Source organism: Kitasatospora sp. NPDC097605, from assembly GCF_040302725.1.
Classification (GTDB): Bacteria; Actinomycetota; Actinomycetes; order Streptomycetales; family Streptomycetaceae; genus Kitasatospora.
In genome coordinates, this window is sequence record NZ_JBEOSF010000003.1 from 126,506 (window position 1) to 144,787 (window position 18,282).

Sequence of the window (18,282 nt, forward strand, 5' to 3'; positions counted from 1 at the left end):
CCCGGGCCCCCGTTCCCCGTTCCCCTGGTCACCGGACCGTCGGATCCGGGGAACCGGGGGCCGGGAGGCGGGGGCCGTCTGGTCGTCAGGACACCGTGAGCGAGTGCCGGGCGATCTCGGCCAGGGCCGCGGCGGTGCGCGCCGGGTGGTCGAGGGGGAACATGTGGCCGCCCTCCAGCAGCCGCAGGCTGCGCGCCCCGACCAGCGGCTCAAGCCGCCGCAGCAGCGCCGGCGGGCTGACCCGGTCCCCGGTCCCGCCGAGCAGGTGCACGGGGGCCGCCACCCGGCCGGGCCGCCAGCCGGCGGACGCCACGAAGGCGAGGTCCCGGCGCAGCACCGGGACGATGTACCCGACCGCGAAGCGCTCGGAGATCTCCAGCTCCAGCAGCATGCCGCGCCGGCCGGCCTCCGCGAACAGCCGGCCGTCCTCCAGGCACAGCAGGTCGTCCGAGCTGCGGCCGGGCTCCGGCGGCGCCGAGAGCACCAGATGCAGCCCGGCCGGCCAGTCCGGCCCGCTCAGCCGGGCCATCGCGTGCGCCACCCCGGCCCCCAGGCTGTGCCCGAACAGGATGCCGGGTCCGCGCAGCTCCCCGGCCAGCAGGTCCAGGTAGAAGCGGGCCAGCGTGTCGATCCCGCCGCCCGGGCGCTCCGGCTCCGGCGGGTGCGGCGGCGGCTGGACGCCGACCACCTGCCAGCCCGGGTCGCAGTGCTTGGCCAGCCGGGCGAACGAGCGGGTGGACCCGCCGGCGAACGGCACGCAGATCAGCCGGAAGTCCCCGCCCTCCCGGAGCACTTCGCGCTCGGGGCCCTGACGGCCGCTCACCGCTCCGCCTCCCGTCCGGGCCGGACCGGCGGGACCGCCGGGAGCGGGCCGGCCGCCGGGTGCGGGTCCCGGTGGAGCCGCACGGCGGACCGCCCGGTGCCGGTCCTGGCCGGCCGCTCCGTCCGCCCGTCCAGCAGGGCCACCCCCAGCGGGGTCACCGAGTGGAAGACGGTGTTGCGCACCCGCCGGGTGGTGATCAGCCCGGTCTGCCGCAGCACCGCGGTGTGCTGGCTGGCCCCGGCGACCGAGATGCCGAGCCGGTCGGCGAGCTGGCTGGTGGTGCAGCTGGCCCGCAGGGCGCGCAGCGCGGCCGCCCGGGTCTGGCCGACCAGGGCGCCGAGCGACTGCCGGCCCGTCGCCCGCTCGCCCCACAGGTCGGCCGCCCGGTCCGCGTCCAGCGGGGCGGAGACGGCCAGGACCAGCCGGCCGTCCTCGCGCTCGTCGGCGACCAGCTGGCCGGGCCGGTGGCCGAGGAACACCGACGGGCTGATCACCAGGCCGTTCCCGTCGAGCCGGACGTCCTCGTCCGGCGCGCCGTGGATCTCCAGGACCGGGGCGCACCAGCGGATCCTGGGGTGCAGGGTGGCGAGCAGCTGCTCCACCCCGCCGGCCATCACGGTCCGGCCGCGGGCGTCGCACTCGGCCTCCAGGAAGCCCAGCAGCCGGTCCCAGTACGGCGCCACCGCGATCCGCCAGACCTCCGGCAGACAGGCCTCCACCCGGCGCAGCTGGCCGGCCGGCGGGCCCTGCGGGCGGCCCGCGCGCAGCAGCGCGTCGGGGACGGCGGGCGGCAGGGCCGCCAGGTGGGGCATCCGGGACTGGGGCATCCGGGACGCGGCCTGCCGGCGCCAGCGCGCGTACGCCGTCCCGCCGCCGCGGGCGAGCAGACCGAGCGCGAACACCGTCTCGGCGTAGGGACCGGCGGTGGGGCTCAGCCGTACTCGGGCGAGGTCTCCGGCGGTGAAGTGGATTCGGAGCATCTGCGGTCTCCCCCCGGAGGCGCGGGCCTGCGCGGGAGCGCGTGCCCGATCGGCGCACGTCACCGGGACCGCAGGCGGACTGTCACTGCGTCGGGCCGGCCGCTCGGCCGGTCGGCGTGATCGGCGAGGCCGGCCGGTCGGAGCGATCGGCAGGTCGGATCGGCCGGTCGGAGCGATCGGCAGGCAGAGCGATCGGCCGGTCAGAGCGATCGGCCGGTCAGGGTGACGAAGACGTCGTCGAGCGTCGGCCGGCGGAGGGCGAAATCGGCGATCTCGATGCCCTCCTGCTGGAGCGCCACGGACACCGCGGCGATGTCGCCCACGCCGTGGTCGAGCTGCACGGTGATCTCGTGCTTCTCCTCGTCCACCGCCGTCTCCCCGACGGTCGCCCGGCGCACCGCGGCCAGCGCGGCGGGCAGTTGGTCCGGCCGGGCCAGCGCCAGCTGGAGCCGGTCCGGCCCGGTCTTGCGCTTGAGTTCGTCGGGGGCGCCCTCGGCGATCACCCGGCCGCCCGAGACCACGGCGATCCGGTCGGCGAGGAAGTCCGCCTCCTCCAGGTACTGGGTGGTGAGGAGCACGGTCACTCCGTCGCCGACCAGCTCCCGCACCGCCGACCAGAGCGCCATCCGGCTCACCGGGTCGAGGCCGGTAGTGGGCTCGTCCAGGAAGAGCACCGAGGGCGCCGACACCAGACAGGAAGCGAGGTCCAGCCGCCGCCGCATGCCGCCGGAGTACGTGCGGACCGGCCGGTCGGCGGCGGCCACCAGGTCGAACTCCTGCAGCAGCCGGTCCGCCCGCTCCCGGGCCGCCCGGCGGCCGAGGTGCAGCAGCCGGCCGATCAGGACCAGGTTCTCCCGCCCGGTGAGCAGCTCGTCCACGGCCGCGTACTGGCCCGCCAGGCCGATCCGGCGGCGCACCTCGCGCGGTTGCCGGACCACGTCGTACCCGGCCACCCGCGCGTGCCCGCCGTCCGGTTCGAGCAGGGTGGCGAGCACCCGCACCGTGGTGGTCTTCCCGGCCCCGTTGGGGCCGAGCAGGCCGAGCACCGTCCCCGCGGGCACCGCGAGGTCGACCCCGCTGAGCGCCTCGTGCTGCTTGTACCGTTTGCGGACCCCTTCGGCCCGGATCGCGTCCACGCGCTACGCCTCGCGCAGGCTACGCGGGCGCAGGTCGCTCCAGTGCTCCTCGACGTAGGCCAGCGCGGTGTCCCGCGGACCCTCCCCGAGGGCCACCGTCCAGCCCCGGGGCTGCTCGGCGAACGCCGGCCAGAGGGAGTACTGGCCCTCGTCGTTCACCAGTACCAGGAACGTGCCGTCCGGGTCGTCAAAGGGGTTCGTCACGTCGGAGCACTCCGGATCTCGTCGTGGGTGGTGCCGCCATGTCCCGATCATCGTGTCGAGGAGCGCTGACACGGCACTGACGGTGGCCTGAACCCGCCGCCCGCCCGGAGCAGGGCCTAGGACGCGAGCAGCTTCCGGGTCGCCGCCGGGTCGGCCTTGCCGTTGGCGTTGAACACGATCTCCGGCACGACGTGCACCTCGTTGGGCGCCAGCGCGGAGGGCAGCACGTCGGCCAGCGCCTGCCGGACCACCGCGGCGAAGGCCGGGTCGCGGGCGTACGCCGGGCTCGGCAGGACGAACACCTCCAGGCTGTCCACCGGCCCGCGGACGACGTCGAAGACGGCGTTGGCGACCCCGGGCACCGCCAGCACGTGGTGCCGCAGCTCGCCGAGCTCCACCCGGTGCCCGTTGACCTTCAACTGGTCGTCCCGGCGCCCCAGGTAGAGCAGCGCGCCCTCCGGGAGCAGTTCGACCACGTCGCCGGTCCGGTAGGCCCGGCCGGCCGCGCCGCCGAGTTCGCGCTCGTCGACGAACCGCTCCTGCCCGGCCCCGCCCAGGTAGCCCGCCGCGACCGCCCGGCCGGCCACCACCAGCTCGCCCGCCGTCCCGGCCGGGACGGGGCGCAGCTGCTCGTCCACCACGTAGGCGCGGGTGTTCCAGGCCGGCCGGCCGATCGGCACCGTCGGCAGCGCCGGCACCCGGGTGTTGTCGAAGACGTGGGCGCAGCAGCCGATCGTGGTCTCGGTCGGCCCGTAGTGGTTGACCAGCCGCACCCCGTCGAGCCGCTCCCCCATCGAGCGCACCAGGGCCGGGTCCAGGCCCTCGCCGCCGAACATCAGCGTCCGGGTCGCCCGCCGGTAGAGCGGCGGCTGCGCCAGGACGTCGAAGAACCGCGCGTGCGAGGGGGTCAGCTTCACGAAGCCGTACGGCTCGGCGCGCTCCCCGAAGAGCGTCTCCTGGTCCCACAGCCCGGCCACCGTCACCACCCGGCGCCCCCGGGCGAGCGGGACCCAGAGCGAGGTCATCGCCAGGTCGTAGCCGAGGCTCGCGAACAGCGGGCTGTCGGCGGTCCCCGGGCCGACCAGCGAGCCGCACCAGGACACGTAGTTGGCCAGCGCGCCCTGCTCGACCATGACGCCCTTCGGCGTGCCCGTCGAGCCGGAGGTGAAGACCACGTAGGCGATGTCCTCCGGCCGCGGCAGCGGCCGCTCGGGCGGCAGGGGTCCACCGGCGAGTCCGTGCACGTCGATCGAGGGCACGTCCGCCCCGGGCGGCCGCCCGGCGTCGCCGGCCCGGTCGTGGACGGCCGCGACCGGCGCGGAGCCGGCCACCACGGCGGCGATCCGCTCGGCCGGATGGGTCGGGTCGACCGGGACGTACGCGGCCCGCAGCGACATCACGGCCAGGGCGGCGGCGACGACGCCCGGCGTCCGGTCGGCCCGGAGCAGCACGCGGTCCCCGGGGCCGACCCCGGCCTCGTCCAGGGCCGCGGCGATCTCCCGCACCCAGAGCCAGAGCTGACCGTACGTCAGGATGCTGCCGGCGGATTCGACGGCGGGCGCGTCGGGGCTGCGCCGGGCGTGCCCGCGCACCAGTTCGACGATCGAGCCGGCCACGACCGGCCGGGACTCGCCCTGGACCAGGCTGGGGTGTTCCGCTGTCGGAGCCACGCCGCTCCTCCTCCTTCGCTCGGCGGTCATCGGTCCGCGCAGACGCGTCGCGGGGCCGGGCAGCGCGCCCCGGCCCCGCGACGTCGGGGTCTGCGGTTCGGTCTCGGCGGTTCGGTTCCGGCGGTTCGGTTCCGGCGGTTCGGGCTCGGCGCTCGCTCCCGGGGTCCGCTCCTGGCGCTCGCCCCCGACGGTTCGGGCTCAGTCGGCCCGGCGGCCGGCGACCGCCTCCCGGCGCACCACCATGTCCCCCATCGCGACGATGATCTTGCGGTCGCCGACGAAGGGGTCCCGGGCGTGCGAGACGAGCATGTTGTCGATCACGACCAGGTCGCCGCGCTCCCACCGGAAGCGCCGGGCCAGCCCGTCGTAGACCTCGCGCAGCATGGCCACCGTCGCGTCGTCGATCGGGGAGCCGTCGCCGTACGAGGCGCTGCGCGGGTAGGCCGCCTCGTCCTCGCCGAACAGCGAGACCATCAGCTCGCGGATGGAGGGTTCGAGGCAGGCCGTGTGGTGCAGGAACAGCTGGTTGAAGAAGACCGGCTCACCGGTCACGGGGTGGTGCACCACGGCCGGCGCCCACTGCCGGGTGCGCAGGGTGCCGTCCGGCAGCCACTCGCACTCCACCTCCTGGGCCCGGCAGCGCTCCTCGACCTCGGCCCGGTCGTCCGTCCCGAACATGTCCGGCCAGGCGATGTCCAGGCCGGTGATGAAGTTGCGCACGTAGCGGATGCCGAGCCGCTCGAAGCGGGAGCGGACGTCGTCGGGGAGCGCCGCGTAGACCGCGCGGCCGTCCACGATCGGGGTGGCCCCGCCCTCGGCGGAGGGCCGCAGGCAGCAGAAGAACTGCCGGCTCGGCCACTGCGCCATGTGCGAGCTCTCGTGGTGGAAGAGGATCGACTGCTCCGCCGGGTACGGGGTCGACCCGTACACCCGGTCGGCGTCCTTCTCCAGCGGCAGGTCTCCGTAGTCCCCGTACAGCTGGTCCACCAGCGAGGCCGCCACCGCCTCGAAGACCTCGGCGTCCTCGACCCCGAAGCCGCGCAGCAGCACCGCCCCGTGCTCGCGCAGCAGCCCGTCGAGGTCGGCCCGGTGGCGCGCGGCCCAGGCCGCCGGGTCGGTGCCCACCGCCGTGCAGCGGATCGTCGGGGGGAAGGTCTCGGGGTTGACGTCGATGCCAGGGCCGAACATGCCTGATCACTCTCCCTCGTGGTGGCGGACCGGGCCGCCTCGGCGTCCACGGCCGGTGGACGCCGGTGCCACGCTCGAACCCGGCAGAGCGCTGCTCTGGCAGGTCCGCCCCACGGGACAGCGGGCCGGCTCGGCGGGAACACTCGTGAGTCTAGGGAGCGCCACCGGGCCGGACCATGTCATTCAGCGACCCGTGAAAGTCGCAGGCCCCGGGGCTACTCGACGCTGCGCAGCAGCGTCTCGACCGACTCCACCCGGCTGTTGAGCTCGTCCAGCTTCCCGTGCAGCGCCTGCTGGTTGGCGACGGCCTCCTCGGCGAGGCGCCGGTACTCGGCCATCGCCGCGGCCTCCGAGCGGTGCCGCTGAAGTCTGAAGTACGCGACCGTGCTCGTGGTGATGCCGCCGATGACGATCAGGACGATCGCGATGGCGATGAGGGCGCCGGTCATGTACGTGTCCCCTTCTTCACTTCATGTCTGACTGTCCTCGCGGAGCGCCGCGAGGACGGTGTCCGCGGTGAGGTGCACGTCGAACGGGGCCAGCTCGTAGTACTTGAGCGCCTTGCCGTCCGGGGACAGCTCCAGCCGGCCCACGACCAGGCCCGCCGTCTCCAGGCGCTCCAGGTGCATGTAGAGAAGCGGCCGGGACACGCCCAGCCGCCTGGCCAGTTCACTCACGTACATCCGGCCGCCGGACAGCTCGGCGATCACCCGGAGGCGCTGTGCGTGTCCCAGGGCAGCGAGCAGCGCCAGAAGCTCCTCGCTGGTCAAGGCCACACACCCCCCTCGCGTCTCCGGACAAACCTGTCCGCCAAGCCTTTCCCATTCCGGGAAGGGGTGTCAAACACTCTCCGATCCACGTACCCACTGGTCAGCGGACGGGGCGGGGCCCTTGGCCGGGGCGGGACGGGGCGGGACGGGGCCCTTGGCCGGGACGGGGCGGGAACACGACCGCGCCCGCGGTCCGCCGGTCGCGGTCCGCGGGCGCGGGGTTCCCCTCCGTCTTCCCCGGTCACCCCCGCCGGGGCAGGCCGCGGGCACCGCGACGGGCGGTGCCCCGGGAGACGTCCAGCGGGTCCCAGCCGTCCGGGCGCTCCGGCAGCAGGTCCGGATCGGCCAGGACCGCGCCCGAGTGCACCTCGTGGATCAGCCGGCGCTCCAGGATCTGCGCGGCGCAGGCGATCCCGCCGACCGCGACCCCGGTGATCCCGCTTCCGTAGCGGGTGCTGGCCCCGACGACGTACAGGCCGTCGACGGTGGTGCGGGTGTCCGGCCGGGCGCCGGTCGCGCCCCACTCGGCCAGGCCGAACGGCGTGCCGCCGGTGGACCGGGTGTACCGCTCGTGGGTGAGCGGGGTGGCCGTCTCCAGGTGGGTGATGTGCTCCCGGAACGGGCCCAGGGCCTCCTCGGCGGCCGCCAGCATGCCCTCGGTGAGTTTGCGCTTGCGCGCCTGGTACGCGGGGTCCCGGCGGTAGCGCCCGCCGGCGGCCGGCCCCTGCTCCACGCCCCACCACTCGGTGCCGGGCGGGCAGAGCGTCATCACCTGGAGGTTGGCGTGCCCCGGCGGGCACAGGGTGGTCGAGCCGGGGTCCTTCAGCGAGGCGAAGGAGATGAACAGGAACGGCACCGGGTCGAGCTCCCCGCGTCCCAGGGCGGCGTAGTAGTCGTCGATGTCCTCGCCCCGGTACCACCAGAGGTTGGCCTCGTTGGGCCGCGGCAGCTCCCGGTCCAGTCCCAGGTAGAGCGTGGCGAACGGCAGGCCCATGACGGCCTCCCGGGTCTTCGTCACGAGCTTGCGCGGGAAGTGCTCGGCGCCGACCAGGTCCAGGACGGTGCGCCGGTAGTCGGCGTTGGAGACCACCAGGCCGGCCCGGACCGTCCGCCCGTCGGCGAGCCCGACCCCGGTGGCCCGCCCGTCCTCCACCAGGACCTTCTCCACCCGCGCCCGGGTGCGCAGTTCACCCCCGTGCGACTCCAGCACCTCCACCAGCGAGGCCACCAACTGCTGGCCGCCGCCGACCGGGTAGGAGGCCCCGCGCACATAGTGGTCGGTGACCGAGGCGTGCATCGCGACGGTGGCCTGGCGCGGGCTCAGCCCGTAGTTGGGCGACTGCGCGGCGAGCACGGTCCGGGCCCGCGGTGACAGGCCGCAGTGGTCGAACAGTTCGGCCAGCGTCCGCCGCCCCCACGCCACCGAGACCGGCGCCCGCACCAGCAGGTCGGCCACGGTGAGGTCCTCGGCGCCCAGCATCGCGGACCGGATCTCCCCGCCCAGCGCGGCGCAGACGTCGACGAAGGTGTCGATGCCGGCGGCGTCCTCCGGCAGCGCCTGCTTCAGCCGGGCCCGGTACCGGCCCCAGTCCGCGGGCATGTCCAGCTCGGCGCCCCGGACCACCACCCGGTCGAAGCCGTTCCGGTCCATCTCCCGGTAGCGGACCCGGCCGGACAGCCCGAGACCGGCGAAGACCGCCGGCAGCACCCCGTCCGGACCGCAGTCCCCGAGGTAGTGGATGCCCACGTCGAACTCGTAGGCCCGCCGCCGGCGGAACACATGGCTGTTCCCGCCCGCGACGTCGTACTGCTCCAGCACCAGGACCCGGCGGCCGCTCACCGCGAGGTACGCGGCGCACACCAGCCCTCCCAGCCCCGAGCCGATCACCACGGCGTCCCACTCGTCCAACGACATCGGGCCGTTCCTCCCTCTCGGCCGGCACTCCGCACCCATTGGACGCAGACCCCGCTGACAGCCGGCCGACAGCGTCACCCCCCGACGCGCGCCTCCCGGAACGGCCCCGGCTCCCCGACCGGCTCCGCGACGGCCTCCCCGACCCCCTGCCCCCCGAGCTTCTCCAGGACCCTCTCCAGCAACTCGGTGTCGCAGTAGATGTGCAGCTCGGTGATGCGCCCCCACTTGATCCGCACCACGTGCACCCCCTGGTTGGAGTAGCGGTTGCCCTCACGGTCGGTGAGGTGGTCGACCCACTCCGCGAAGGCCACCGTGTCCCACGGCCACCCCTTGGCCACCACCTTCGTCAGCTCGAACCGCAGGTCGGGCATGACCTCCGCCAGCCGGTCGTACCACCGCTGGATCTCCTCCCCGCTGCGCCGCCCCCCGGACAACGCGTGCCGCCCCGAGAACCAGTGCTCCGCCCCCGGAGCGAACTGCCGCACGATCGCCCCGTAGTTCCCCCGCCCCACCTCGGCGAACGACCTCCGGAGATTCCGCCGAACAATCGCGTGATACACGCCCCACCCCTCCCCGCCGACAACCTGACCCCCAGTCAGACCATACGCCCCCGCCCCCACTCCCGACCGCCCAAACACAAAGAACCCCAGGTCAGAGTCCTGACCTGGGGTTCTTCACCGAGCCGCCTGCGGGATTCGAACCCGCGACCTACGCATTACGAGTGCGTTGCTCTGGCCAACTGAGCTAAGGCGGCACCGTTGCCGGAAGTCGTGGCAACGCGGGCCAGTCTACACAGGTTGGCGGGTGATCCGTAACGGGATGGGGGGGTGGCGGGTCAGGTGGAGGAGACGGCGAGCTTGGCGGCGAAGCCGGCGAAGAGGGCGGCGACGCCGCTGGTGAGGCCGGCGGAGAGGCGCTTGCGGCGGCGGAAGGCGCCGGCGAGGGAGGTGCCCGTGAAGATCAGCAGGGAGAGGTAGAGGAAGCTGAAGGTCTGCAGGATGCCGCCGAGGAGGGTGAAGGAGAGCACCGGGCGGCCGTAGGAGGGGTCGACGAACTGGGTGAAGAAGGAGAGCAGGAAGAGGATGGCCTTGGGGTTCAGCAGGCTGATCACCAGGGCGCGGCGGAACGGGCGCTCGGCGGATTCCTGGGGAGCGGCCTCCGCGGCGGCCGCCTCGGGGGCGGCGCGGTGTTCGAGCCAGAGCTTGCGGGCGGCGCGCAGCATGCCGATGCCTATCCAGAGCAGGTAGGCGGCGCCGCCGAACTTCACCACGGCGAAGACGGCCGGGTTGGCCTCCAGGAGGGAGGCTGCGCCCAGCGCGGTCAGGCTGATGAGCGTGAAGTCGCCGACGAAGACGCCGGCGGCGGCGCGGTAGCCGGTGCGGACGCCCTTGCGGGCGGCGACGGACAGCACGTAGAGGGAGTTGGGGCCGGGGAGGAGGACGATGACGAGGGCGCCGAGGACGTACGTCGCCAGGTCGTTGACTCCGAGCACGGTGGGCTCCGGTGGGGGGAGAGCGGGGAGGGGGCGCTCATCCTAACGTCGTACCGGCCGTAGGCTCAGGATCCGCACCGCTTCCCGTTCTCCGGGGCCTCGCCGCCCAGCAGGTAGCGGTTGACCGCGCCGTCGAGGCAGGCGTCGTGCCGGCCGTACGCGGTGTGGCCGTCCCCGTCGTAGGTCAGCAGCCGCCCGGACTCCAGCTGGCCGGCGAGCGCCTGCGCCCAGGAGTAGGGGGTGGCCGGGTCCCGGGTGGTGCCGACGACCACGATCGGCGTGGCGCCGGCGGCCCGGACGGTGTGCGGCGTGCCGGTGGCCCGGACCGGCCAGTAGGTGCAGGTCAGCGCCATCCAGGCCATGTCCCGGCCGAACCGCGGCGAGGCCCGCTCGAACTCCGGTACCGCCCGCGCGGCGTCCTCCGGGCCGCTGAACGGCGCGGGCAGGTCGAGGCAGTTGACCGCCATGTTGGCGAACATCAGATTGGGGTAGGAGCCGTCCGGCTCCCGCCCGTAGTAGGCGTCGGAGAGCTTGAGCAGGCCGGCACCGTCCCCGGCCCTGGCGTCGGCGAGCGCGGTGCGCAGCCGGGGCCAGAGGAAGTCCGCGTACATGGCCTGGATGACGCCGGTGGTCGCCTGCGCCTCGCTGAGCGGGCGGGCGGCGTCGCCGGTCGGCAGCGGGTGGGCGTCGATCGCCGCGAGCAGGGCGGCGAGCTGCTCGCCGGCCTGCTGCTCGGTGCGGCCGAGCGGGCAGTCCTGGTGTCCGGCGCAGTCCTTGGCGAAGGCGGTCCAGGCGGTCTCGAAGCCGCCCGCCTGGGTGCGGTTCCCGGCCAGCGAGTCGAGCGACGGGTCCATCGCGCCGTCGAGCACCATCCGCCCGGCACGGCCGGGGAACAGGCCCGCGTAGGTCGCGCCGAGGAAGGTGCCGTAGGACTTGCCGACGTAGTTGAGCCGCTCGTCGCCGAGCAGGGCGCGCAGCACGTCGAGGTCGCGCGCCGCCTCGACGGTGCTCAGGTGGCCGAGCCGGGCGCCGGCCCCCTGGCGGCAGCCCTCGGCGAACTCCTTGGCGGCGGTCACCAGGGCGTCGACCTCGGCCGGGTCGTCGGGGGTGATGTCGACGGCGGTGTACGCGTCCATCCGCTCGCCGCTCAGGCAGGTGACCGGGGAGCTGCGGCCGACCCCGCGCGGATCCACGCCGACCAGGTCGTACCGGGCGCGCAGCTCGGCGTCGTAGGTGCGGGCGGCGCCCTCGACGTACTCGACGGCCGAGCCGCCGGGGCCGCCGGGGTTGAGCAGCAGCGAGCCGAGCCGGCCGCCGGAGCCGGCCGATCCGGCGGATCCCGTGGGGACGGCCGGGGCGCGGACGGCGGCCAGGGTGAGGTCGCCGTCGGCGGGGTGGTCGTAGTCCAGCGGCACCCGGAAGGTGGTGCACTCGTAGCCGTCGTCGCAGGGCTGCCAGGCGAGGCCCTGCGCGTAGTAGGGGGCGAGCGCGGCCGGCACGGCGGCGGGCAGCGACTCCAGCGGGGTGACCGGCGGGGCGGACGCCAACCCGGACGCGTGACCGGAGGCAGGACCGGAGGCAGGACCGGACGGCGTGGCGGAGCCCGTCGTCCCGCCGTCGACGGGGGCCGCGTCCGGGCCCGCCCCACCGGCCGAGCAGCCGCCCGCCACCAGCCCGGCGGCCAGCACGGCCGCCGCCACCCCGCCCCCGAACCCCGCGCGCACCCGCGCCGGGGCGTCCTGCCGCCTGTCGGCCCGCATCTGGGATCCCCTCAGCCGTTCTCGGTACCGGACGAGCGTAGTGCCGCGCACCGGCCGGCTCAGGACGCCTTGCCGAGCGCCTCGCCGAGGTACTGCGCCGCCTGCCGGACCAGCCGCAGCCGGATCCGCTCCGCCGAGTAGTCCGTCGCGTTGTCGGAGATCCGCACCTCGGCGCGGGCGGCGGCGCCGGTACCGGCGCGCAGCGCCGACTGGAGCTTGCGGGCGGCGTCCAGCCCGGCGCTGTCCGCCTTCCCGGCGGCGAGCAGCAGCCTCGGGGTGCCGGTGGCGGGCGCCTCGGCGCCGGTGCGGACGAGCGCGGCCGCGTCGTATCGGCCGGAGACGGCGGCCGCCGCGCCGTACAGGTCGGGGCGGGCGAGGCCGGCGGCCGCGGCGCAGGGCGCGCCGTCCTCGACCCCGAGCGTGCCCCAGGCCGCCGGGCCGGGCGGCAGGGTGCGGAAGGTGGCCGCGATGGTGGTGCGCAGCGCGGCGTCGTCGGCGACGGCCATCGGGGCGGCGGCGACCAGCTCGCAGGGGTGCGCGGTGCCGTTCGGCGCCTCGGGGGCGACCAGGATGAACGGCTTGCCCTTGGCGCTCTGCACGGCGGAGGCGAGGCCCTCGAAGACGTCCGGGACCTCGGCGTCGGCGGTCTTCCGGGGGGTGGCGGCGTGCATCACCACGACCGGGAAGCGGGCGCCCGGGTCCTTGGCGTACTGGGCGGGCAGCCAGACCCGGACGTTGCGCGGGTGGCCGTCGGGGCCGGGGACGGCGGACTGCAGCAACTCGCCGCCGCCCGGGTGGCCGACGCTGTCGAACCGGCTGACGACGGGCGCCGGAGACGGCATCGGCACGGCCGCGTCGGCGGCGTCCCCGGCCTGGGCCGGCGGAGCCGCGGGCCGGCCGCCGCCCGGACGGGCGCCCCCCGCTTCCACGCCGTCGAACCGCCCGGCGGCCGACCCGTACGGACCGCCCGAGCCGTACGGGCCGGCCGAGCCGTCGGCCCGGCCGCCGCTCAGCGCGCCGAAGGTGCCGAGCGCCGTCAACAGCGTCAGCACGGTGACGCAGACCCCGCAGACCATCGCCCCGGCCGCCCGCACCAGCATCGGCCGGTGTTCCCCGGCCAGCTCGTACGTCTCCGCCGCCCGCAGGTCGCGCCAGCGCAGCAACGCGCCGCGCGCCAGCCACACCCCGCCCCCGGCGGCGGCCAGCAGGGGAACGACCAGAAGCGAACGGACCATGGGACGCACCACCTCGAAGGAGGGCCGGCCGACCGGTCGGGCCCGGCACCGTACGGGACACGACGGCCCCCGGGGCGGGCGCAGTCGGCCCCCAGCGTGCAAGACGACCCGGGGCTCGCACGCGCGTGTGCCCGGCGCGTAACGCGCATTCACTCGAAGGTGGGACGCCGCACTCGGGCGACGAGCCGCAGCCCGCGCCCCGCACGCCCCGCGTGCCCTGTCCCGGCGGCGGTCAGCCCGCCCGCAGCGCCACGGTCATCGCCTCGACGGCGAGCAGCGGGTCGACGTTGCGGTCCAGCGCCCGCCGGCAGGCGAGCACCGCCTCGATCCGGCGCAGCGTGGACTCCGGCGGACCGGCCTGGGCGACCCGGTCCAGCGCCTGCCGCTGGTCCTCGTTGGCCAGCGCGCCGGTCGAGCCGAGCTGGAGCGCGAGGACGTCCCGGTAGAAGCCGAGCAGGTCCAGCAGGGCGACGCCGAGGGTCTCGCGGCGGGTCCGGGTGGCCCGGCTCTTCTGCCGCTTCTCCAGTTCCTTGACCGCGCCGGCCATGCCGCGCGGCGCCTTGCCGCCCTCGGCCGCGCCGTAGGCGGCCTTGAGGTCGTCGGTCTCCTTGGCGTCCTGGGTCTCGGCGAGCGCCTCGGCGTCGGCCTTGGCGGTGTCGACCAGGCGCTGGGCGGCGGTCAGGCAGCCGCCGATGTCGCCGACCTCCAGCGGGATCCGCAGCACCTCGGTGCGGCGGGTCCTGGCCTGCTCGTCGACGGCCAGCCGGCGCGCGCGCTCGACGTCGCCCTGGCCGGCCAGCGCGGCCAGCCGGGCGGTGTGCGGCTCGACGCCGTCGCGCCGCACCAGCATGTCGGCGACCGCCTCGGCCGCGGGGGTGCGCAGCACCAGCAGGCGGCAGCGGGAGCGGATGGTCGGCAGCACGTCCTGCACCGAGGGGGCGCAGAGCAGCCAGACGGTGCGCGGGGACGGCTCCTCCACGCCCTTGAGCAGCGCGTTGGCGGCGGCCTCGGTGAGCCGGTGGGCGGCGTCGACGAGGATCACCGACCAGCGGCCGCCGGTCGGGTAGCTGGAGGCGCGCAGCACGAGGTCGCGCATGTCACCGACGCCGATGGACAGGCCGTCGGTGCGGACGTACTTCACGTCGGCGTGGCTGCCCGCGAGGACGGTGTGGCAGCCGTCGCAGAAGCCGCAGCCGGGCGTGCCGCCGAGCGCGAGGTCGGGGCTGGTGCACTGGAGCGCGGCGGCGAAGGCCCGCGCGGCGGTGGTCTGGCCGGCGCCGGGCGGCCCGGTGAACAGCCAGGCGTGCGTCATCAGCGAGGCGTTGCCGCCCGCCTGCGGATCGGCGCCGCGCCCGGCGCCGACGATCGCCCCGGCCGCCCGGGCGGCGGCGGTCAGCTGCTCGACCACCCGCTCCTGGCCCACCAGGTCGTCCCAGACGGCCACTGCTGCTCCCAAGCTCGCTACGGACTACCGCTCCCGCCGTCGAGCATACGTGGCGGCTACGACGGGCCCTGGCGCCGCCGGAACCCGGCCGACCGGCCTGACCGCCGGTCGGCTCCGACGGACCGCCGGTCAGCTCCGACGGCCCCAGCGACGCCCCTTGCCCTTGCCGTCGCCCTGACCGCCCTGACCGTCCCGGCCTCCCTGACCGCCCCGGCCGTCGGCGCCACTGGCTCCGCCGGCCCCGCCGACGCCACCGGGACGCGGACGGTCGGCCTGGTCCCAGCGGGCCCACTCCTCGCGCGAGCCGAGCAGCGTGTCCGTCAGGCTCGGCAGGTCGTCCAGCGGCGTCTCCTCCGCCCAGTCCGGACGCGGCCGCTGGTCGGCGGCGGGCTGCCCCTGCCGGGGGTCGACCACCGGCAGCTCACGGGTGCGCTCGACCGGGCGCTCCTCGCCGCCCGCCCGCTCGTCCCGCCGACGGGCCGACGGCGCCCGGTCGGCCGGGGCGCCCGGCTCGATCCGGGGCAGCACCGCCGTCCGGTCGGCGTCCTCCGCCGGGATCCGCGGCAGCACGGCCGTCTCGTCGGCCGCCGGCCCGTCCGGCACCACCGGCAGCTTCGCCGTCGCCGTGAGGTCCGCCGCGCCCGGGCCCCGCAGCGCGAGCTCCTGGGTCGCGTCGTCGGCCTGCCCGGTCCGCGGACCCGCCGGCCCGGTGTCCTTCACGGCCCGCAGCTCGGTGGTCGCCGCGTCGTCCGCCGCACCCGAACCGGCGCCCGCCGCACCCGCACCACCCGCGCGCTCCGCCGCCTCGGCGGCCGCCGCCGCAGCCGCCGCCAGCGCGGCGGCCTGCGCCAGCCGCGCCTCCTCGGCCCGCTGCAGCGCCTCCTCCGCCCGGCGCCGCTGCTCCTCGCGCGCCAGCTCGCGCTGCCGCTGGAGCTCCGCCCGGGCGGCCGCCTCCTCGGCGAGCCGCTTGCGCTCGGCCTCCTCGGCCGCCTTGCGCGCCTCTTCCTCGGCGCGGCGCTTCGCTTCCTCCTCCGCGCGGCGGCGGGCCTCCTCCTCGGCCTTCTTCCGGGCCTCCTCGGCCGCCTTGCGCGCGGCCTCGGCGGCGGCCCGCTCGGCCTCCTCCTTGGCCAGCCGCTCCTTCTCCGCCTGCTCGGCCCGCAGCTGCGCCAGCACCTCCTGGCGCTTGCGCTCGGCGGCCTCCTCCTCGGCGCGCTTGCGGGCCTCCTCCTCGGCCCGGCGGCGCGCCTCCTCCGCCGCCTTGCGCTCCTGCTCGGCGCGGGCGGCCTTCTCCTGCTCGGAGAGCGGCAGCTCGCGGTCGAGCCGGTGGCGGATCGCGGTGGTGACGACGCCGGGGGCCTGGCTGCCGTCGACGACGAGGTAGCGCGCCGGGTCGGCGGCGGCGAGCGCCAGGAAGCCGGAGCGGACCCGCTGGTGGAACTCGGTCGGCTCGGACTCCAGCCGGTCCAGCGCCTCGGTGAACCGCTCCCGGGCCCGGGTCGGGTCGACGTCCAGGACGACGGTCAGGTCGGGCAGCAGGCCGCCGGTCGCCCAGCGCGAGATCCGGGCGACCTCGGTGGCGGCCAGGTCGCGGCCGGCGCCCTGGTAGGCGATGGACGAGTCCATGTAGCGGTCGGTGATCACCACCGCGCCGCGGGCCAGCGCCGGGCGGATCACGTTCTCGACGTGCTCGGCCCGGTCGGCCGCGTAGATCAGGGCCTCGGCGCGGTGCGAGAGGCCGGTGTTGCCGACGTCCAGGACGAGGCCGCGCAGCCGCTGGCCGACCGGGCTGCCGCCGGGCTCGCGGGTGAGCACGACCTCGTGGCCCTTGCCGCGGATCCACTCGGCGAGCGCCTGGGCCTGGGTGGACTTGCCGGCGCCGTCGCCGCCCTCCAGGGCGATGAAGAAGCCGGTGCCCGCCCGGTGCGGGGCCGGGCCGGTGGCGCCGCGCACCGCGTCGACCAGGTCCCGGCCGAACGGCACGGTGCCGCGCCGGTCGTCGGTGCGCAGCAGCACGACGGCGGCCAGCACCAGGGTGAGCAGTCCGGCGGTGGCGACCGCGAGGGCCGCGCCGCCGTGGATGAAGGTGAACGAGCCGGGCTCGACCGTGCCGTACTCGACGTCCCCGTAGGCGGCGGCGATCAGCGGGACGCCGACCAGCGCGGCGCCGACCACGACCAGCAGCACCGCGTCGAGGTGCTCGGTGACCTGCGGCAGCCGGACCTCCTCGACCTCCTGGGCGAGCAGGGTGCGGCCGGTGGAGATCGCCACTCCGGCGGCCAGCGCGGCCAGCACGGTGAGCAGCAGGACCAGCACGAAGTCCGGTACCAGGCCGGCCAGGATCAGCGCCACGCCCTCGGTCAGCAGGGCGAGCGCGAGCAGCCGGCGGCGGGAGAGCGAGGGCAGCACGGCCCGGGTGAGCCGGCCGCCGAGCGCGGGGACGCCGGTGGCGGCCAGCACCAGCAGGCCGTAGCCGATCGGCCCGGCGCGGTGCTCGGCGGCGGTCAGCAGGGCCAGCGCAGCGACGCCGGCCATCGCGGCGAACCCGGCGGACACCGCGAAGGTGAAGTAGGGGGCGGAGCCGGTGCGGCCCTTGGCCAGGGCCGGGCCGGGGGTCGCGTCGGTGGGGGCGCGCAGGCCCCGCAGCGGCGAGACGGGCGGCACCGGGCCGGAGCCGCCGGGCAGTTGCTGGAGGTGGACCCGGACGGCCGAGACGGCGAACAGCGCGGCCGCGCCGAGGGCGGCGAAGGTGGTCTGGTGGGCGCGCAGCCAGTCCGAGCCGAGCGCCGCGCAGACGTTGTTGAGCAGCGTGAGCGCGATCAGCGCGGCGGCGCCGAGCGGCGCGGTGGCGAGGCCGGTGCGGTGGTCCAGGGTCCGGACGGTGGCCAGGTTGGCGGCGGACGGCCGCCGCTCGGCCACCGGGGCGTAGGCGTCGGCGGGCGGCAGCAGCGCGGGGACGGAGGCGGCCTTGGCGATCGCCCAGACCCGATCGGCGGCGCCGGTCAGGAAGACGGTGGCGAGCAGCACCCAGGTCGCGGCGCCGGAGGGCTTCGGGCCGGAGCCCAGCCAGACGATCCACCAGGGGGCGACGCCGATCAGCACGGCGCGCAGCGCGTCGGCGCCGAGCATCGTCCAGCGCCGGTCGAGCCTCCCGCCGAGCAGCCCGTGCACCGGGCCGAGCAGGGCGGTGCCGACCAGTCCGGTGGCGGCGAGGCGGGCGGCGAAGACGGCGGCGACGGCGAGCGGCAGGCTGCGCGGCGGGTCGCCGAACGCTCCGCCGAGCACGGCGGCGACCACGGTGAGCACCAGCAGCACCAGCAGGCCGAGCCGGTCGGCGGTGCCGCCGATCAGCTGGGTGGTCCACAGCCGCCGGTAGGGGCGCAGCCGCAGCAGCGCCCGGATCCGCTCACCGGCGGTCCCGGCGGGCGCGGTCTCCGGCCGGTCGGGCGTGCCGGTGCCGGCGGCCGCCGCGGCGCTGGGGGTGGGCTGCTCCTCGCTCGTCATACGGTCAGCGTAGCGGTCGGGGCTCGACGCAAAGGAGGGGAGCGCGGCTCCGGAAGGGCGCCGCCACCGGGTTGTGACGATCCGCGTACGCCCCTGTCACGCCCGCTGCCCGCCACTTCCCCACCGCTTCCCCCGGCCACCGTTCCGCCGGTTCCCCCGGACCC

At 76.2% G+C, this 18,282-nt stretch carries 15 protein-coding genes and 1 tRNA gene; all 16 read right to left on the bottom strand.

The window, feature by feature from the left end; genetic code table 11:
* Positions 1-85 precede the first annotated feature (85 nt).
* Positions 86-823, bottom strand: a complete 738-nt coding sequence (locus ABTX81_RS04270; RefSeq protein ID WP_350541424.1) for a thioesterase II family protein — start codon at positions 821-823, stop codon at positions 86-88.
* Positions 820-1,803 (bottom strand): ArsR/SmtB family transcription factor, encoded by a 984-nt coding sequence (locus ABTX81_RS04275; protein ID WP_350541425.1) that lies wholly within the window; start codon positions 1,801-1,803, stop codon positions 820-822. The genes ABTX81_RS04270 and ABTX81_RS04275 overlap by 4 nt, the downstream gene beginning before the upstream one ends.
* A 200-nt stretch (positions 1,804-2,003) precedes the next feature.
* A complete protein-coding gene (locus ABTX81_RS04280) occupies positions 2,004-2,939 on the bottom strand; it encodes an ATP-binding cassette domain-containing protein (RefSeq protein ID WP_350541426.1) in 936 nt (311 codons plus the stop codon).
* 3 nt (positions 2,940-2,942) lie between these two features.
* Positions 2,943-3,143: an MbtH family protein gene (locus ABTX81_RS04285; RefSeq protein ID WP_350541427.1), complete on the bottom strand. Its 201-nt coding sequence runs from the start codon at positions 3,141-3,143 to the stop codon at positions 2,943-2,945.
* Positions 3,144-3,259: 116 nt separating this feature from the next.
* Entirely contained in the window at positions 3,260-4,813 is a 1,554-nt protein-coding gene (locus ABTX81_RS04290; protein WP_350541428.1) for an amino acid adenylation domain-containing protein, read from the bottom strand.
* Positions 4,814-5,011: 198 nt separating this feature from the next.
* Positions 5,012-6,001 carry a TauD/TfdA family dioxygenase gene (locus tag ABTX81_RS04295; RefSeq protein ID WP_350541429.1) on the bottom strand — a complete coding sequence of 330 codons (990 nt, stop codon included), beginning with the start codon at positions 5,999-6,001 and terminating at the stop codon, positions 5,012-5,014.
* A gap of 215 nt (positions 6,002-6,216) precedes the next feature.
* The gene (locus ABTX81_RS04300; protein WP_350541430.1) at positions 6,217-6,450 is read right to left on the bottom strand and encodes a hypothetical protein; all 234 of its coding nucleotides are present in this window, start codon (positions 6,448-6,450) and stop codon (positions 6,217-6,219) included.
* A gap of 21 nt (positions 6,451-6,471) precedes the next feature.
* Positions 6,472-6,771 carry an ArsR/SmtB family transcription factor gene (locus tag ABTX81_RS04305; RefSeq protein ID WP_350541431.1) on the bottom strand — a complete coding sequence of 100 codons (300 nt, stop codon included), beginning with the start codon at positions 6,769-6,771 and terminating at the stop codon, positions 6,472-6,474.
* Between the two features lie 241 nt (positions 6,772-7,012).
* Positions 7,013-8,686 carry a phytoene desaturase family protein gene (locus ABTX81_RS04310; RefSeq protein WP_350541432.1) on the bottom strand — a complete coding sequence of 558 codons (1,674 nt, stop codon included), beginning with the start codon at positions 8,684-8,686 and terminating at the stop codon, positions 7,013-7,015.
* Positions 8,687-8,760: 74 nt separating this feature from the next.
* Entirely contained in the window at positions 8,761-9,324 is a 564-nt protein-coding gene (locus ABTX81_RS04315; RefSeq protein WP_350541433.1) for a nuclear transport factor 2 family protein, read from the bottom strand.
* A gap of 42 nt (positions 9,325-9,366) precedes the next feature.
* Positions 9,367-9,440, bottom strand: a tRNA-Thr gene (locus ABTX81_RS04320).
* Positions 9,441-9,521: 81 nt separating this feature from the next.
* Positions 9,522-10,178: a leucine efflux protein LeuE gene (gene leuE / locus ABTX81_RS04325; RefSeq protein ID WP_350541434.1), complete on the bottom strand. Its 657-nt coding sequence runs from the start codon at positions 10,176-10,178 to the stop codon at positions 9,522-9,524.
* A gap of 65 nt (positions 10,179-10,243) precedes the next feature.
* Positions 10,244-11,938, bottom strand: coding sequence for an alpha/beta hydrolase (locus tag ABTX81_RS04330; RefSeq protein ID WP_350541435.1), 1,695 nt, complete (start codon positions 11,936-11,938; stop codon positions 10,244-10,246).
* A 59-nt stretch (positions 11,939-11,997) separates the two neighbouring features.
* Complete coding sequence (locus ABTX81_RS04335; protein WP_350541436.1) at positions 11,998-13,173, bottom strand: alpha/beta hydrolase; 1,176 nt, start codon at positions 13,171-13,173, stop codon at positions 11,998-12,000.
* Positions 13,174-13,405: 232 nt separating this feature from the next.
* A complete protein-coding gene (locus tag ABTX81_RS04340) occupies positions 13,406-14,617 on the bottom strand; it encodes a DNA polymerase III subunit delta' (protein WP_350541437.1) in 1,212 nt (403 codons plus the stop codon).
* A 129-nt stretch (positions 14,618-14,746) separates the two neighbouring features.
* Complete coding sequence (gene tmk / locus ABTX81_RS04345; protein WP_350541438.1) at positions 14,747-18,118, bottom strand: dTMP kinase; 3,372 nt, start codon at positions 18,116-18,118, stop codon at positions 14,747-14,749.
* Positions 18,119-18,282: the final 164 nt, after the last annotated feature.

Bases quoted from the DNA above. Each gene is read 5' to 3' on its own strand.
- ABTX81_RS04275 (WP_350541425.1), bottom strand. From the start codon at position 1,803: ATGCTCCGAATCCACTTCACCGCCGGAGACCTCGCCCGAGTACGGCTG.
- ABTX81_RS04295 (WP_350541429.1), bottom strand. From the start codon at position 6,001: ATGTTCGGCCCTGGCATCGACGTCAACCCCGAGACCTTCCCCCCGACG.
- ABTX81_RS04300 (WP_350541430.1), bottom strand. From the start codon at position 6,450: ATGACCGGCGCCCTCATCGCCATCGCGATCGTCCTGATCGTCATCGGC.
- ABTX81_RS04310 (WP_350541432.1), bottom strand. From the start codon at position 8,686: ATGTCGTTGGACGAGTGGGACGCCGTGGTGATCGGCTCGGGGCTGGGA.
- ABTX81_RS04330 (WP_350541435.1), bottom strand. From the start codon at position 11,938: ATGCGGGCCGACAGGCGGCAGGACGCCCCGGCGCGGGTGCGCGCGGGG.
- ABTX81_RS04335 (WP_350541436.1), bottom strand. From the start codon at position 13,173: ATGGTCCGTTCGCTTCTGGTCGTTCCCCTGCTGGCCGCCGCCGGGGGC.
- tmk (WP_350541438.1), bottom strand. From the start codon at position 18,118: ATGACGAGCGAGGAGCAGCCCACCCCCAGCGCCGCGGCGGCCGCCGGC.